Below are 16252 nucleotides of genomic sequence, written 5' to 3'. Positions count from 1 at the left end.
TAGTACGAGAGGACCGAAGTGGACGAACCTCTGGTGCACCAGTTGTTTCATCAGAAGCATCGCTGGGTAGCTACGTTCGGAAAGGATAAGCGCTGAAAGCATATAAGTGCGAAACCTGTCCTAAGATTAGTTCTCCCTATCATATTGATAATAAGGCTCGTTGTAGACTACGACGTTGATAGGCCACAAGTGTAAGTGCAGCAATGCATTCAGCTGAGTGGTACTAATTAGCCGAATGGCTTTATCAATCTTTCTTGATCAATTGAAGATCCGCATCAATTCCCTGAAATTTCTCCGGTGATCATAGCGTAGGAGTCACACCCGATCTCATCTCGAACTCGGAAGTTAAGCCCTACAGCGCCGATGGTACTGCGCGGGTAACTAGCGTGGGAGAGTAGGTCATCGCCGGGAACTTTTAAAAGCCCCGTTTCTTTTGAAGCGGGGCTTTTTATTTTATAGTCTGGTAATTTAAATTGTGTTATAAAACACAGAGAATTCAAATTACCTTGAAGACTCTTCTTGTCCTTAGGTAAATTGCAGATTGAATACTTAATTAATATACGTAATGGTAATAAAATAATATATGTAATGGTAATAAAAATCTTTAAAGCACTTGTTATTTCTTTTGTTCTGGGTTGGTCATCTATATTTAGCCAGGCAAAACTTGACGGTCAGTTTTATGAATATGCTACATACTATATGAGCAATATTGATGTTCAAACTGGTCAATCTGATGTGCCGTTCTTTCGTTATCGGATCTATACAGATGACTATCCTATCTATGTAAAAGTTTGGTTTAGAGCAACTCTTCTGTCTCCATCCTTAGGGATAGATTCAAGAACAACACTAGTCGAATTAGAATCTAATGCCTTCCAGATTAAAGCTGATGTCCTATTAGACAATAGGAATTTTACCAGTGGTACTACCTCACTTTTAGACGAGGGGAGTCCTCCTAATATTGTGCCTATTAATATCCAAATGAAGGAATCATTAAATCCTTCCGAATTTGAATCATTAATTAGTGCTGTGATGACAACGGGTCAATTAGCTGATGGCGAATACCGTTTTGAGATACAATTATATTCAGGTTCATCAAAATTTGATTTGTTTCTTTCCGATCAGGACTCGAAAACAATATTGGTTGAGTCTCCATCTGGGGTAAACCTTGAATCTCCCGGCGGTGAATTGGCTGATACATTGTTCAATATGGTTTATTCAACTTATCCTCTATTCAATTGGAATAAGGGGTATTGTCAAAATTGTGAAACATATATCCGGGTAGCCGAATTCAAAGTAGGCTATCATTCTTCAACTGAAGAAGCTATGCGTGATGAACGTACCCTGCCTTTTAATCAGTCAGAGGATTGGTTGGCGTTGGCTGATGTTAGCACATTCCAATATCCACTTTCCGGGGCAAGACCATTAGAATATGGAAAAATTTATGTATGGCAGGTGAAAACAAGAATCCCTACGACAGGTGGTATGGAAGACCAAGTTTCATCTATCTACGTATTTAAAGTGGCAAATCCTTCCCAATCCGCCATTCCTATTTTAGAAAATTTAGTAACTAAGGAATTAAGGCAGGCGATAGGAGACGATAAATATAATGCCCTATTTGGTCCGGGGAGTCCACTTGAGGGATTTAAACCAACAAACAATGTTTCACTTAATAATTCTAACATTGATCAGAATACACTCCAACAAATATTAAAACAATTGGCGAGTAAAAAGATTTCACTTCAATCTGTTAAAGTGGATGAATAAAATGTTTAAATTTCGAAATATCATAATTAATTTATTATTTATTTCCATGATAATCGGGGGCGATCGAATTGCTATTGCCACAAAGGTGATTGGGTCGGTGAATTTTACAAGAGGAGATGGAAGTTCTAAAACGCTTAAAAAGGGACATGTTTTTGAAAGTGGGGACATCCTTACAACGGAAAAAGGTGGTTTCGCAGCGCTCGTATTCATTGACGATAAATCTGCCTTAAAAGTTAAAGAAAACAGCCAATTAACCATTGTCGGTAAACGGTCAGCTAGGGCTATTGCCAAAGAAATAAGAATGGAAAAGGGGACTATTCGTGCCCAAGTCAGTAAACAGAAAAAGGGTGAATTTATTATTCGGACATCTGTTTCGGTTGCGTCGGTAAAAGGAACAGACTTTTGGTTTATTTCGGACAAAAACAGTGGTGATTCGATTATCGGATTAGAAGGTGTTGTGGAGTTGTTGAATCAGTTTTCAGGTGAATCATTAGATATTACATCGGGCCTGTCTGGTTTGTCATCGGCGGATGGTTCGATTCAATCTTTTAAAACAGATCCCAAAACTATTCCTGAAGATCCAATCCGTTCGGCCGGAGATTCCAAAAAACTTGAAATTGAATTCAAGGATGCGTCCGGTAAAATAAAAATATTGATCATTAATTATAATTAGATAGCCGGTGAAAGTTCGAAGATCATTTAATCGTTTGGGGATTGGTATAGTCCCTTTTCTTTTTTTATGTCAAAATGGTTTTGGTCAAACTCGCTTGATGCATCACATGCCACCTTCTAACGGTATTATTGGTGAGGATCTTACGCTATCAGCTGCAACTCTAGAAGTCACGAATCCTATAGACGCCACATTGTATTACCGATTGCCGGACGGAGAATCGTACCTGGAAATTCCATTTCATAAAACAGGCTTCAACTGGGAAGTGACCATTCCCGGGTTTGGACTTACTGAAGCAGGCCTCGAGTATGTTATTGCTTTTAAGTTTTCCAGAGATAGAGTTGTTTCATTTCCTATGGATGATCCATTCAATCATCCTCATCATTTAACTATTATTCCGCCGGTCAGGCAAAAGAAGTTGGGTGTATTTGGTGAACTTCCTGCCGCTGATGTACTAATTTTATCGCCGGGAGAAAATGATATTGTAGATCAATACTCAATCTTGGTTGCCGCATCATTTTTTAATGCAAATAAAGTTGATGCAAGTTCTGTTCGTCTTCTTGTAGATGGGGTAGATGTATCATCAAAAATGATGTTTGAAGAAGGTCTCTTAAGTTATGATCCGGGACCATTAATGATTGGAGTTCATGTTGTTGAAATCAAAATGAACGATCTAAATCAACAGGAAATCGCACCAATAATATGGACGTTTACGGTTGGATCAGAGCGGAAAAAAATATCAGAATATTTCAAATATGATGGTCGAATTGGTAGTCGTCTATCTGTGGAGGAAATTGGTGGAGTTTCTCTGAATATTGCTGAAATTATGGGCGATTATTCAATAGATTTGCAGTGGGCGAAATTATCCACCGACTTGCGTTTAAGCACGAGGGAAACTCAATATCTCCAACCACATAATCGGTTTGGTACACAATTTTCATTCGGTAATTTTCTTAATGTGAATGTAGGCGACTTTTACCCAAGGTTTAGCCCCTTTACGGTAGATGGAAAACGGATCCGTGGACTGGGAATTGATGCCAATTTAAAATGGATTCGACTGCAGTTTGTAAATGGCGAACTGAATCGAAACGTTAATCAAAAAAACAGAATTAACGGTGGATACCGTATTTTAACAGATTTAACACAAAGCAATGAAGATGGTTCTAAAACTTATTTTCTCGATAGAACCGGTTTTGCATTCAAACGAAAAGTAACTGGATTGCGCGCCTCATTGGATCTATTCTCCAAATTTAAGATTGGAATACATTTCATGAAGATGCGGGATGATACCAGTTCCGTTACCGGGGTTTTGGAAAGTACCGAGTTCACTTCAGATTCATTGGTTCAGGGAATAACAGTGGGAACGTATAATATTGAATCATTCCGAACAGCCTTAACAACGGCAGGTAACTCCCTTAATGCACCTACATCTCATTGGGGTGGCGTAAAACCCATGGACAACATCGTTTTTGGATTTAATCTCGGAACAACTTTTGATGATAAAAAATTAACACTGGACTTCGATTGGAATATGAGCATGTTCAATCGAGATATTTGGGACGGGACCATGTCTAAGGCTGATTTGGATACGGCGCTTGACGATTCTTTAGACGGATTTATCGGCCTTCAATATGATAAGGATGGTAATGAGATATCAGGTTCCACAAAAATAAAAACGAGTGATTTGTTGGTTGATCCGATCAAGTTCAAGGACATATTTATAATAAATACGAATATGACCCCCCTCGTTCCATTTGATGTCAATACTATTAAAAAACATCCCATTTCTACAATTATAAATATGCCTTCATCTGCATTTAGTATTCGCCTTCGTGGTCATTATGCTCGGAATAGCCTTTTGATGGAGTATCGTCAAGTCGGTCCGGAATATGTTTCATTGGCCAATCCATTTCTAAGGAATAATGCCCGCCAATTTACGATTTCAGATAGAGTCTCATTAATGGATCATAAACTATTTCTTAATATAGGTTTCAAGCATTTGGATAATAAAATCCTGAGAACAACAGTGAACCCATTGAATACGAATACATTATTTATAAATTTCACATTTTTACCCGGACCAGGTATGCCATCTTTTATCGTGAATTACCAATCAATTGGGAAAAACAATGAAAAGACACAATTGGATTCAATTGGAAGCAGAACGATTGATCTCCGCGAAGATTCTAAGGCAGCCACCAATATGATGGCTATTACAATTCCATTTACCAGTGGAAATGTTAACCAGAATCTCACCCTTAATATTGGTAATGTAACAAACGTGGATCAGTTAATTAAAAAACGAAGTGGTAGTTATCTTTTCCCAAAAACAGATTCAAAAACCATTTCAATCAATCTTTCCTCCTCGTATCCGAGTCAATTAAAAACAATAGCCCAATTCAGCCAAACAAAGTTGGAAATCCCATCCATGGATGGGAGCACATTAATCAAAATACCATATACTTGGACAAATATTGCATTTTCAGCTAATTATAAAATGTTGGACGACAAGATGCTTGCAAGGGGATCCATCTCACTTTTGAATAGCCAAAGTCAGGTGAAATCTCAATTATTTGGATTAAAGGCCGGTGCAGATTACCGAATCCGCAACAACCTTTCTGCATCTATCGTTAGCCAAATTCGATTGAATTATGTACCTAGTTTTAAAAAGGATGAAGTCGATAATGATGGTGACGGAAAGGTCGATAATGCAGGTGAAGTATTAGATATAAATTCAATGGGTATTATACTGAATCTTCAATATAACTTTTGACTGTGAAGGTCACCTTACAAAACGTCCAAAAGTACATCCAGGACCAATGGGTTGGCTGGGTAATCACCCTTGGGGCGATTATTGTTGTTTCACTTTTTCACTGGATTGGTGTTTTTGACACGATTGAATTAAAGACTTATGATTATCGATTTAATTCTGTCCGTGGTCCATTAACAGGATGGACTATTTCTGACTCAACCTATATCGATCGCGGTACCGATGTGGTGTTGCTGGAAGTAGACGATGAAGCTTGGCGACTTATGCCGGAAGAATGGCCATATCCACGGGGAAGTGTGTGGGGGAGAGTTGTCCGAAATCTTTATAAGGCCGGAGCAAAGGTTATTGTTTTTGATATTCAGTTTGATGCGCCTGAAAATCGATCTGAAATTTACCAGGATTTGATTTCTTCAACTTCACCCGAATATATCATTGATCAAGTTCCCCATGTTCGGGATACGACACAGGCGAAATATATTTGGGAATCTCTTCCTTATTTGATTCCAAGGCATGGGGATAAAATTCTGGGAGAAGCAATCACCGAAGCACAATTGTTTGGTACTACAGTTGTCATGAATGTGAAAATGGTAACAGAACCATCGTTGGTACCTCCTCAATATATTGCTTATCCCGTGGAACCCGTAGTAAATGCCAATCCAGAAATGGGTTTAATCAATGATCAAATGGATATTGATGGATTTTCTCGACGCTATGCTATTTTTGGAGAAATGGCCCACGAACCGGATAAGTACTACCTCACCCTCGCGGTGAAAGCGCTTAAGGCATTTAAAGGTATTCCGGATACAGCAAAACCTTATTTTGATCGGGATAATTTGATTTGGACTTATGGCGACCACAAGATTAAAGCGTACGGTGCAGGAAATTCATTTCTTGTTAATTATTATGGTCCGCCTTCAGGGTATAAATATCGTGGTGAAAAGGACCTCCCCGCATGGGGAACTTTTCCAAAATATTCATTGGCTTATGTGATTGATACGGAAGATGTTACGTTGCGAGATCCAATCGAAGATCTAGATTGGATGAGCCAGTTCCTCCCAGGTGAAATCCCCGAATGGATTACTGCCATTGAAGATCCACAGGAACGGCAGGAAATGATGGAAGCCATGGGCATTGGTGATGAATATGATATTACCCAATCGCCGTTCTTTAACAAGATTGTTGTAATTGGCACTTCGGTTGAGGTGCATCACGATTATAAACAGACCCCATTCTATAATTTTTGGGGCATTCAGCAATTAACGCCGGGAATGGAAACCCATGGTAATGCAATCCAAACACTATTGGATAGCAATTATATCGAGGTTTTAGGCGGTCAATTAACAGAATTGATTTATGGATATTCCATTAGTCACTCATTATTAATCGCTCTTTTGAGTGTAATTGCATTCTTGATTTTATCTTATTTGAATCCGGTTGTGGCAGGAATCCTGATAATTTTAGAGGGAATCATCTATTTCGCCATAGCATGCGGACTGTTTGTTGATGATCTATTTTGGTATTTAAAAAGTACCTTAGGTTCTATCATGCCAAATTCTGTAGTAGCAAATAACCCCGAGTATTTTAATTCACCTCTGCCTGAAATTGGAGAATCTTTGGTCATTCCCATTGTAGCGCCAATTGTTAGTTTAGGTATCACTTATACTGCCAATGTGATTTATCAATTTATCATTGAGCAAAAAAATAAGAATTTTCTTAAAGATACTTTCGGAGCTTATATATCACCTGATTTGATTGACCAAATGTATACAGATAAACAGGAGCCAAAATTGGGTGGGGTCGCTGGATATCATACTGCTTTTTTTTCTGATATTCAAAGTTTCTCTTCCTTTTCAGAAGTATTGGAACCGACACGAATGGTTCGTCTCATGAATGAATATTTGACTGAAATGACGGACATATTATTGGAGCATAAGGGTACTTTAGATAAATATATCGGTGATGCGATTGTGGCCTTTTATGGTGCGCCTGTTCCCTTAGAAAATCATGAATACCATGCTTGTTTAACTGCGCTGGAAATGGAAAAGAAATTGGTCATCATGAGAAAAAAATGGGAAGACGAAGGAGACTGGCCAGATTTGGTTCATAATATTCGCCATCGAGTGGGATTGAATTCAGGTCAAATGGTGACGGGGAATATGGGGTCGGCCATGCGAATGAATTATACCATGATGGGAGATACTGTAAATTTAGCTGCGAGACTTGAACCGGCAGCGAAGCATTATGGTGTTTATATTTTTGTTGCAGAGAATACATATAAAGTTGTTAAAGATAAATTTGAATGGCGGTTCTTGGATAATCTTCGTGTAAAAGGAAAGAAAAAACCGGTTAAAGGTTATGAGCTATTGGCTCTAAAAAATGAGCTTTCAGAAGAAAAATCTCAATTAATTCAAGCCTTTAATAAAGGAATGAAACTTTACCTCAAACAAGACTGGATGAAAGCAAAAAAACAATTTAAAGTTTCCTTAGAGTTGGAAGAGAAATTCCTGGCTAGGCCCACTACACCATCGGCGGTTTATATAGATAGATGTGATTATTTTAAAAATGAATCACCGGGAAAAGACTGGAATGGTGTTTTTACCATGACGACAAAATAATATAGGACTGCCCACCTAATTAAAATCATTTCAGATGGTTTAGAGCTAAGTAAACACACCTTTTTTTTACAGCACTATTTCAACTTATTTTTTTATCTATCCCCTTTTTAAGATTCCGTAATTTCTAAGTCTATTTATTATGGAAAAATCCCGCGGTAAAATCCTTTGGGTCGACGATGAGATCGGCCACCTCAAACCTCACATTCTTTTTTTAGAAGAAAAAGGATATGAAATTTCTACGTGTTCAAATGGTCGCGATGGTATATCCCATACCAGAGATGAAGTTTTTGACCTCGTCCTTTTAGATCAATTCATGCCGGGCCTAGATGGTATGGAAACACTCAGGGAGATTAAAAATAACAATCCTACATTGCCAGTGATAATGATTACTAAAAGTGAAGAAGAGTGGCTTATGGATGAAGCAATCTCTGAAAAAATTGCCCATTATTTAATCAAACCTGTAAATCCTAACCAGATCTTCATAGCTTGTAAACAAGTACTGGAAGATGCAAAAATTCGTGGTGAAAAAACCACGAGTGGTTATTTGCAGGAATTCCAGAAAATTGAATTGAATATCGAAGATGCCGTTTCTTTTGATGATTGGTGGATGATTTATAATCGGTTGGTTAAATGGCAGTTGGATTTTGAAGAACAAAAGGAGGTGAGTCTCCACCAAATCTTAGATGAGCAAATTCAATCCTCGAATAGAAACTTCACTCATTTTATTGAAGATAATTATAAAAATTGGATGTCCGGGCTAAATAGCCCAACACTTTCTACCGATATTTTTCGAAATTCTGTTCAACCTCTATTAGAAGCTAATGAAAAGGTCTGCATGTTGGTTATGGATGCCATGCGGTTGGATCAGTTCATGGCGCTTTATCCACTATTGGCTGAAGATTTTTCCATTAAAATAAAACCATCAGTTTCTATTTTGCCATCGGCAACACCATTTAGCAGGAATGCTATTTTCTCAGGATTATTTCCCGATCAATTTTGTAAAAAATACCCTGAACAATTAGACAAAATGGTGTCGGATAAAGGAAGCTTAAACCATTTAGAAGATAGATTCCTCAAGGATCAATTAAAGGGTTCCGGATTGAGTGAAAAATCACTTCATTATCATAAAATTTGGATGGTGGATGAAGGGCAGAAATTCCAGTCAAATGTAAATCAATATCTAAATTTTGACTTATTGGCAATCGTTGTGAATTTTGTGGATCAATTGGCCCATCGCCGGTCAGAATCGGATGTCTTAAAAGAAATGGTTCCGGATGAATCGGGTTATCGGCAAGCTATAAAAATTTGGTATGAAAATTCCTGGATTCGAAATGTTTTATCAGAATTGGCTACCGCTGGTTTTAAGGTTGTAATGACAAGTGATCATGGTAGTATAATGGTAAAAAGAGATGCGATGGTAGCGGCTGATAAAGATTCATCGTCCGGGGTGAGATATAAACATGGACGGAATATAAATGCGAATGGAAAAAGCGCTATTGATGTTCGAGATCTTTCATCCTATCATTTACCCTCACTTGGGCATCAGAATAACTATTTGTTGGCTAAAGATGACTTTTACTTTTTATACCCCAACGAACAGCATAAATATAAAAATATGTTGAAGGGAAGTTTCCAGCATGGCGGCATTTCTATGGAAGAAATGATGGTACCTATTTTCATCATGGATCCTAAATGATGAATGTAACTTTTTACACTGTTGAAGAAACTCAAAATTTTGCGAAAAACTTAGCAGTAAAAATTCCAAGTGGTTCAGTGGTTGGGTTAATCGGGAATCTCGGAACTGGAAAAACAACTTTTACTCAAGGGTTTGCAAAAGGATTAAAGATTGAAGATCATGTTATTTCTCCCACATTTAAACTGGTGAGTGAATACAAAGGTATTCAACAGGCTCTTTATCATATTGATTGTTATCGTTTAGAAAAGCCGGTTGAATTTTTAAACATAGGCGGCGAACATTTTCTTAATCCTGAGGATGGTATCACCCTAATTGAATGGGCAGAACGCATTGAACCGTACTGGTCGGATGATTGGATTTTTATTCATTTTAATCGTATTTCAGGAGATCCAAACGCCAGATCAATCAAAATCTCAGGGATTGATCTATGAATATTTTAGCAATTGAAACATCTACTGATTGGTGTGGTATTGCTCTCATTCAGAATGGGAAATGTACTTATAAAATCGAAGAACAAATCCCACGTAAGCATGCAGAAAAATTGCCACTATTTTATGAGTCCCTTCGTGATAAATTAAATTTAAATGAGATTCAATTGGATGGGGTAGCCGTTTCGATTGGCCCCGGATCATTTACCGGTTTGCGGGTCGGATTAGGTTTTGCCAAAGGATTGGCCTTTGCCAAACAGTTGCCCATTATTCCAGTTCCAACTCTTAATATTCTAGCCGTCAATAGTGGCATCAACAATACGAAATATTCCGTATTGATGTATTCCCATAGGGATATTATTTATGTCCAACAATTTTCGGGTTCTAATCCAGCGAATAAAGAGGGAGTGGAGAGGTGGGGGACTATAGATCATTCCGGATTAATCATTCATTATGGATGTGAAAAACTTATGATTGATGAAAATTATTTATCAATCCGGCCCAGCGCTGAAACGACAGGATTATTAGCTGAAGACAATTTTAATAAATGGGTTAATGAAAATCCCTATGATTTAGTTCCGAATTACATTTCACCTTTTGAATTAGGAGCTAAAAAGTGAGAATCCGTAACGCATCATTAGCAGACCTTGGTATCATTTATGAAATGGAAAAACGAATATTCAACGATGCATGGTCTAAGGAAGCCATTCAACAAGAGTTGATTCGTAAAGAAAATTCTTTAAACTTAGTTTCTGAAGTTGATGGGGAATTTATAGGGTATTTTTTTGCCCATTTGGTAGAAGATGAAGCACATATTTTAAATATAGCGATAGATGTTCCTCATCAGCATAAGGGGTATGGGAATGAATTTCTCGAAAGAATATTGGATAAACACCTACAATATGCAGATGTGTTTTTAGAGGTAAAACGGACTAATTTCCCCGCTATAAATTTGTATCTTAATTTCGGTTTCGAAGAAATTGATATTCGTAAGGAATATTATTCCGATGGTGAAGATGCAGTCATAATGGTTAAAAGAGTAAAGACTCATGGCTTGGTTTCGTCGTAAAGAAAAAAATATATCAGATTTAGAAAAGAAAGATATCCCCAGTGGACTTTGGATAAAGTGTCCATCTTGTACTGAAATTCAGTATAAGCCGGAACTCGATAAAAACCATTCCGTATGTCGCCACTGCGGGCATCATTTTCGCGTACTGCCCACAGTTTATCGGGATATTTTGCTGGACCAGGAAAGTCGGGAAGAATTGTTCTCAAATGTAAAATCGGCTGATCCGCTCAATTTTAAAGCACAAAAAAAATATACGGACCAGTTAAAAGTAGCCATGTCCAAGACAAATCAAAATGATGCTATTAATTGTTATTCTGGGAGTATAAATGGAAAGGGTCTGATCCTCAGCGTTATGAATTTTGGATTCATTGGCGGTAGTATGGGGTCTGTGGTAGGTGAACTAATTTCTCGCTCGGCTGATCTTGCCCGTGAGAAAAAAATCCCCTTCGTTCTTGTTTGTGCTTCCGGTGGTGCACGGATGCAAGAATCTGCGTTGGCGCTGATGCAATTGGCAAAGACCAGTTCAAAACTCGCGCGCTTTCAGGAAGAGGGCGGATTGTATATTCCCATTTTAACAGATCCAACTACAGGTGGTGTAACAGCAAGTTTTGGTATGTTGGGGGATATCATTTTAGCGGAACCAGGGGCATTGATTGGTTTTGCCGGACCTAGGGTAATTAAACAAACGATTGGTGAAGATCTTCCTGAAGGATTCCAAAGAGCAGAATTTTTACAGGATAAAGGGTTTGTCGATCACATTGTTCCAAGGGAGAATATGAAAGAAATTTTATCAAAAATAATTGAATTATTATCAGCATGAGCCGGCCATCAATTTTAATCGCTAATGACGATGGCATTTTCGCTCCCGGGATTTATGCCCTTTGGGAAGCTATGTCAGAAATTGGTGAAACAACTGTCGTGGCACCCAATACAGAAAAAAGTGCTGTTGGCCATGCCATTACAATTTCTGATCCAATTCGTATCGAAAAGGTAAAACGGTCCGGTGGATTTAGAGGCTATGCTGTAAATGGTACACCTGCCGATTCAGTTAAGATTGCAGTTAAGGCCATCATGGATAAAAAACCGGATATCATTATTTCTGGTATCAACGCGGGGGCGAACGTGGGCCAAAGTTTATTGTATTCTGGAACGATTTCAGCCGCGACAGAAGGAACATTTTTAGGTATTCCATCCATTGCAATCAGTTTAGATGCGCTTCGTAATTGTGATTTCACCGGTTCAAAAGTTGTGGCTAAAAAAATCGTTAAGGCCGTCCTGGAAAATGGATTGCCCAAAGACACGCTTTTAAATATAAATGTCCCAAAAGATCCCGAATCTGGTTTTAAGGGCTATCAAGTGACCCATCAAGGGTCTATCTATTTCAAAGATCATTTTGAAAAACGAGAAGATCCCCGCGGTCGTATATACTATTGGATGACCGGTGATATTAAAGATCCGGACACAGATATTCAATCGGACGGGGTTGCTTTACGCGAAGGATTCGTGAGTATAACACCATTGCAACTCCAAATGACCAATATGCCATTTATGGATGAATTAAACGAATGGAATTTTAGTTGAACCAACTTCACGCCGGCGGCGTTGTTATCCTCGATTTTGGATCTCAGTACACCCAGTTAATCGCTAGAAGGGTGCGGGAGCAAAATGTGTATTCTGAAATTCTTCCGCCCGAAACACCCTTTGCTGAAATATTAGAAAGAAAGCCGGCTGCATTAATCTTATCAGGAGGACCTTCCAGTGTTTTTGGTGATGAAGCGCCTGAGTTTGATGAATCTATTCTAGATGCGGAAATTCCTATTCTAGGCATTTGTTACGGATTGCAATTATTGGCCCATCATAATGGAGGATCGGTAGAATCCACAGGGCAAGGTGAATATGGGTTTGCAGAAATTGAAGTTGATGATGGATCTGGATTATTTAAAAATGTATCCGGTTGTTCACAAGTTTGGATGAGCCATATGGATCGTGTTACTGAACTTCCTAATGGTTGGCACACACTGGCCCATTCATCCAATGGCGTTGTGGCGGCTATGGCCAATGAGGATCAAACTAGAGTGGCTACACAATTCCATCCTGAAGTAGCCCACACTGAAAAAGGTGAAACACTGCTTCAAAATTTCTTATTAGAAATTGCCAATTGTTCACCCACTTGGACTGCAGGAAATTTTATTAATGAACAAGTTGCTCTTATCCGAAAGCAGGTGGGTGATGGAAAAGTGCTATGTGGTGTGAGTGGTGGCGTGGATTCCACAGTTGTTGCTGCGTTATTACATAAAGCAATTGGTGAACAATCTACAGCTGTCTTAATTGATCATGGTCTCCTCCGAAAAAATGAAGCTCAGAATTGTGTAAATGCTCTCAAATCTGGTTTGGGTGTGAATATTCATTGTTATGATGAATCAGAAATTTTTCTGTCTCAACTCGCTGAAGTTAAAGATCCGGAGGAAAAGCGAAAAATTATTGGAAATCAGTTCATTTATTCTTTCGATCGAATTTCAGGCGAAATGGGGAAAATGGATTTCTTAGCACAAGGAACACTCTACCCAGATGTGATTGAAAGTGGTGTGAGTAAAGGGAAAACAGCTCATGTAATTAAAAGTCACCATAATGTGGGTGGGCTACCCGATGATATGAATTTTGAACTTGTGGAGCCATTGCGTGAATTATTCAAAGATGAAGTACGCAATGTGGGCCGTGAGTTAGGATTGCCAGAATCATTGATTGAAAGACATCCATTTCCTGGACCAGGTTTAGCCGTTCGAATTATGGGTGATATTACCCAAGAACGAATTGAAATTTTACAAGAAGCGGACCAAGTCTATATGGACATTCTCCATGAAGATGGATTATATCAAGAAATTTGGCAAGCATTCGCCGTGCTTATTCCTGTCAAAACGGTGGGCGTTATGGGTGATCAGCGGACTTACGAAAATTTGCTCGGAATCCGAGCTGTAACCAGTACAGATGGTATGACTGCCGATTGGTATAGAATGCCCTATGATACCTTGAGTAAAATCTCGAATCGGATTGTGAATTCTGTCCGTGGGATTAATCGTGTTGTTTATGATATTACATCCAAACCACCGGGAACAATTGAGTGGGAGTGAGATTAATTGTTAATTATTAATGGTTAATGGTGAAATATGAAGAAAAATATTATAAAAGATAAAAGTTTTGATTTTGCAATTAGAATTGTAAAGTTATACCAATATTTGACTACAGAAAAAAATGAGTATGTTCTTAGTAAGCAATTATTAAGGTCGGGAACTTCAGTTGGGGCAATGGTAAGAGAATCTGAGCATGCAGAAAGTAAAGCTGATTTTATTCATAAATTGGCCATTGCTCAGAAAGAATCAAATGAAACATTATATTGGCTTGAACTTCTGAATCGTACAGATTATTTAAAAGTATCAGAATTTGAAAGTATTAACAATGATGTAACTGAGATTATTAAGTTGTTAACTTCAATAATAATCACAACAAAAAAAGGATAGTTAATTAAAAATTAATAATTATTAATTAACAATTAAAATTATGTGTGGCATAGTAGGATACTACGGAGAGCAGAATGCCGTTCCAATTTTGATTAATGGTCTTAAACGCCTAGAGTATAGGGGCTACGATTCCGCTGGAATTGCGGTCATGAATGGCGATGGGATCCAAACAATCAAAAAAGCAGGAAAAGTTTCTGTATTAGATAAACAGATCGATGACTCTACTCTGAATGGTTCGATTGGAATGGGCCATACGCGCTGGGCAACTCACGGCGAACCCAATGATATAAATGCCCATCCCCATTGGGATCATACTGGGAAAATAGTTCTTATCCACAATGGCATTATTGAGAATTATTCTGCCATTAAGCAAGTGCTTATGGATAAAGGAATCGAATTTAAAAGTGACACAGATACGGAAGTATTGGTTCAATTAATTTCAGATATATATTACTCAAAAAGGATTTCTTTTGAACAGGCAGTTCAAGTTTCTTTGAATCAAGTCGTTGGTGCTTATGGTATCGTTACTTTTTGCAGTGATGAACCCGAAAAACTGGTAGCGGCACGTTATGGCAGTCCACTCGTTCTTGGGTTAGGTGAAAATGAATATTTTATCGCCAGCGATGCATCACCCATCGTGGATCATACTCGAAATGTTGTTTATTTGGATGAAGGTGAAATGGTCACAATTACGAAAGATGGCCATGAAATACGATCAATTGCCGATGATTCTATTATCAATAAAGAAGCCACCGAAATTGAATTTTCGATTGAAGAAATTGAAAAAGGTGAATATCCCCATCATATGCTCAAAGAGATTCATGAGCAGGTGAATACGATTACAGACACATTGAGGGGCAGACTTAACCTAAATGAAGGAACTGCCCATCTTGGCGGTATTAGTGACTATATAGATCGAATTGAGAAAGCTCACAGGATTTACATCACCGCTTGTGGAACCTCATGGCATGCTGGAATTATGGGAAAATATCTATTGGAAGAATATGCAGGCATTCCTGTTCATGTAGAATATGCTTCTGAATTTCGATATCGAAAACCAATCATCGATAGCCGAACGGTAATTATTGCTATTTCTCAATCGGGCGAAACGGCGGATACTCTGGCGGCGATCAAAAAAGCGAAAGAGTTTGGAGCCCTTACAGTAGGCATTTGTAACGTGGTAGGATCATCAATAGCGCGTGAAACGGATTGCGGTATTTACACCCATGCAGGACCTGAAATTGGTGTGGCTTCCACCAAAGCATTTACCTCCCAAGTTACAGTATTGTTTTTATTATCCTTATGCTTTGGCAGACGAAATGGCCTTTCACAATCATCGGGGAAAGAACTATCCGCTGCATTGTTGGGTATCGGCGACCAAGTACAAAAAGTTTTGGATAATTCAGATGATATTTTAGAAGTAGCTAAATCAACAGTCGATGCTGATAATTTTCTTTATTTGGGTCGCGGAATGAATTTCCCCGTTGCTTTAGAAGGTGCATTAAAATTAAAAGAAATCTCATATATCCATGCGGAAGGGTATCCAGCGGCAGAAATGAAACATGGCCCTATTGCGTTGATTGATGAAAATATGCCCGTTGTATTTTTGGCGCCCCATGACCGCACTTATGAAAAAGTTTTATCCAATATCCAGGAAGTGAAAGCACGTAAAGGTGTCATTATAACAGTGACGAATAAACGGACAAAAGAATTGAAAGAAATTTC

13 protein-coding genes and 2 rRNA genes are annotated in these 16252 nt (G+C 38.4%); all 15 read left to right on the top strand.

Annotation, left to right across the window (positions count from 1 at the left end; all coding sequences use genetic code 11):
* Positions 1-248, top strand: a 23S ribosomal RNA gene (locus HN459_04685); the annotation flags it as partial.
* A gap of 45 nt (positions 249-293) precedes the next feature.
* Positions 294-411, top strand: a 5S ribosomal RNA gene (gene rrf / locus HN459_04680).
* A 177-nt stretch (positions 412-588) separates the two neighbouring features.
* A complete protein-coding gene (locus HN459_04675; protein ID MBT3478740.1) occupies positions 589-1764 on the top strand; it encodes a hypothetical protein in 1176 nt (391 codons plus the stop codon).
* Position 1765: 1 nt separating this feature from the next.
* Positions 1766-2437, top strand: a complete 672-nt coding sequence (locus HN459_04670) for a FecR domain-containing protein (protein MBT3478739.1) — start codon at positions 1766-1768, stop codon at positions 2435-2437.
* Between the two features lie 7 nt (positions 2438-2444).
* Complete coding sequence (locus HN459_04665) at positions 2445-5207, top strand: hypothetical protein (GenBank protein MBT3478738.1); 2763 nt, start codon at positions 2445-2447, stop codon at positions 5205-5207.
* A 2-nt stretch (positions 5208-5209) separates the two neighbouring features.
* Positions 5210-7819 (top strand): adenylate/guanylate cyclase domain-containing protein, encoded by a 2610-nt coding sequence (locus tag HN459_04660; GenBank protein MBT3478737.1) that lies wholly within the window; start codon positions 5210-5212, stop codon positions 7817-7819.
* 139 nt (positions 7820-7958) lie between these two features.
* Positions 7959-9515: a response regulator gene (locus HN459_04655; GenBank protein MBT3478736.1), complete on the top strand. Its 1557-nt coding sequence runs from the start codon at positions 7959-7961 to the stop codon at positions 9513-9515.
* Positions 9512-9946: a tRNA (adenosine(37)-N6)-threonylcarbamoyltransferase complex ATPase subunit type 1 TsaE gene (tsaE, locus tag HN459_04650; GenBank protein MBT3478735.1), complete on the top strand. Its 435-nt coding sequence runs from the start codon at positions 9512-9514 to the stop codon at positions 9944-9946. The genes HN459_04655 and tsaE overlap by 4 nt, the downstream gene beginning before the upstream one ends.
* Positions 9943-10563 carry a tRNA (adenosine(37)-N6)-threonylcarbamoyltransferase complex dimerization subunit type 1 TsaB gene (gene tsaB / locus HN459_04645; GenBank protein MBT3478734.1) on the top strand — a complete coding sequence of 207 codons (621 nt, stop codon included), beginning with the start codon at positions 9943-9945 and terminating at the stop codon, positions 10561-10563. The genes tsaE and tsaB overlap by 4 nt, the downstream gene beginning before the upstream one ends.
* Positions 10560-11012, top strand: coding sequence for a ribosomal protein S18-alanine N-acetyltransferase (gene rimI / locus HN459_04640; GenBank protein MBT3478733.1), 453 nt, complete (start codon positions 10560-10562; stop codon positions 11010-11012). The genes tsaB and rimI overlap by 4 nt, the downstream gene beginning before the upstream one ends.
* A complete protein-coding gene (locus HN459_04635) occupies positions 10993-11832 on the top strand; it encodes an acetyl-CoA carboxylase carboxyltransferase subunit beta (GenBank protein ID MBT3478732.1) in 840 nt (279 codons plus the stop codon). Before rimI ends, HN459_04635 begins: the two co-directional genes overlap by 20 nt.
* Entirely contained in the window at positions 11829-12593 is a 765-nt protein-coding gene (gene surE / locus HN459_04630) for a 5'/3'-nucleotidase SurE (GenBank protein ID MBT3478731.1), read from the top strand. Before HN459_04635 ends, surE begins: the two co-directional genes overlap by 4 nt.
* Entirely contained in the window at positions 12590-14140 is a 1551-nt protein-coding gene (gene guaA / locus HN459_04625; GenBank protein ID MBT3478730.1) for a glutamine-hydrolyzing GMP synthase, read from the top strand. The genes surE and guaA overlap by 4 nt, the downstream gene beginning before the upstream one ends.
* 36 nt (positions 14141-14176) lie before the next feature.
* Entirely contained in the window at positions 14177-14527 is a 351-nt protein-coding gene (locus tag HN459_04620) for a four helix bundle protein (GenBank protein MBT3478729.1), read from the top strand.
* 40 nt (positions 14528-14567) lie between these two features.
* Positions 14568-16252 (top strand): glutamine--fructose-6-phosphate transaminase (isomerizing) (gene glmS / locus HN459_04615; protein MBT3478728.1); only part of this gene is annotated, 1685 nt, incomplete at its 3' end.

The organism is Candidatus Neomarinimicrobiota bacterium (assembly GCA_018647265.1).
Taxonomy (GTDB): domain Bacteria; phylum Fidelibacterota; class Marinisomatia; order Marinisomatales; family TCS55; genus TCS55.
The sequence above is the reverse complement of the archived record's forward strand: the minus strand, read 5'-3'. Positions and strand labels throughout refer to the sequence as shown.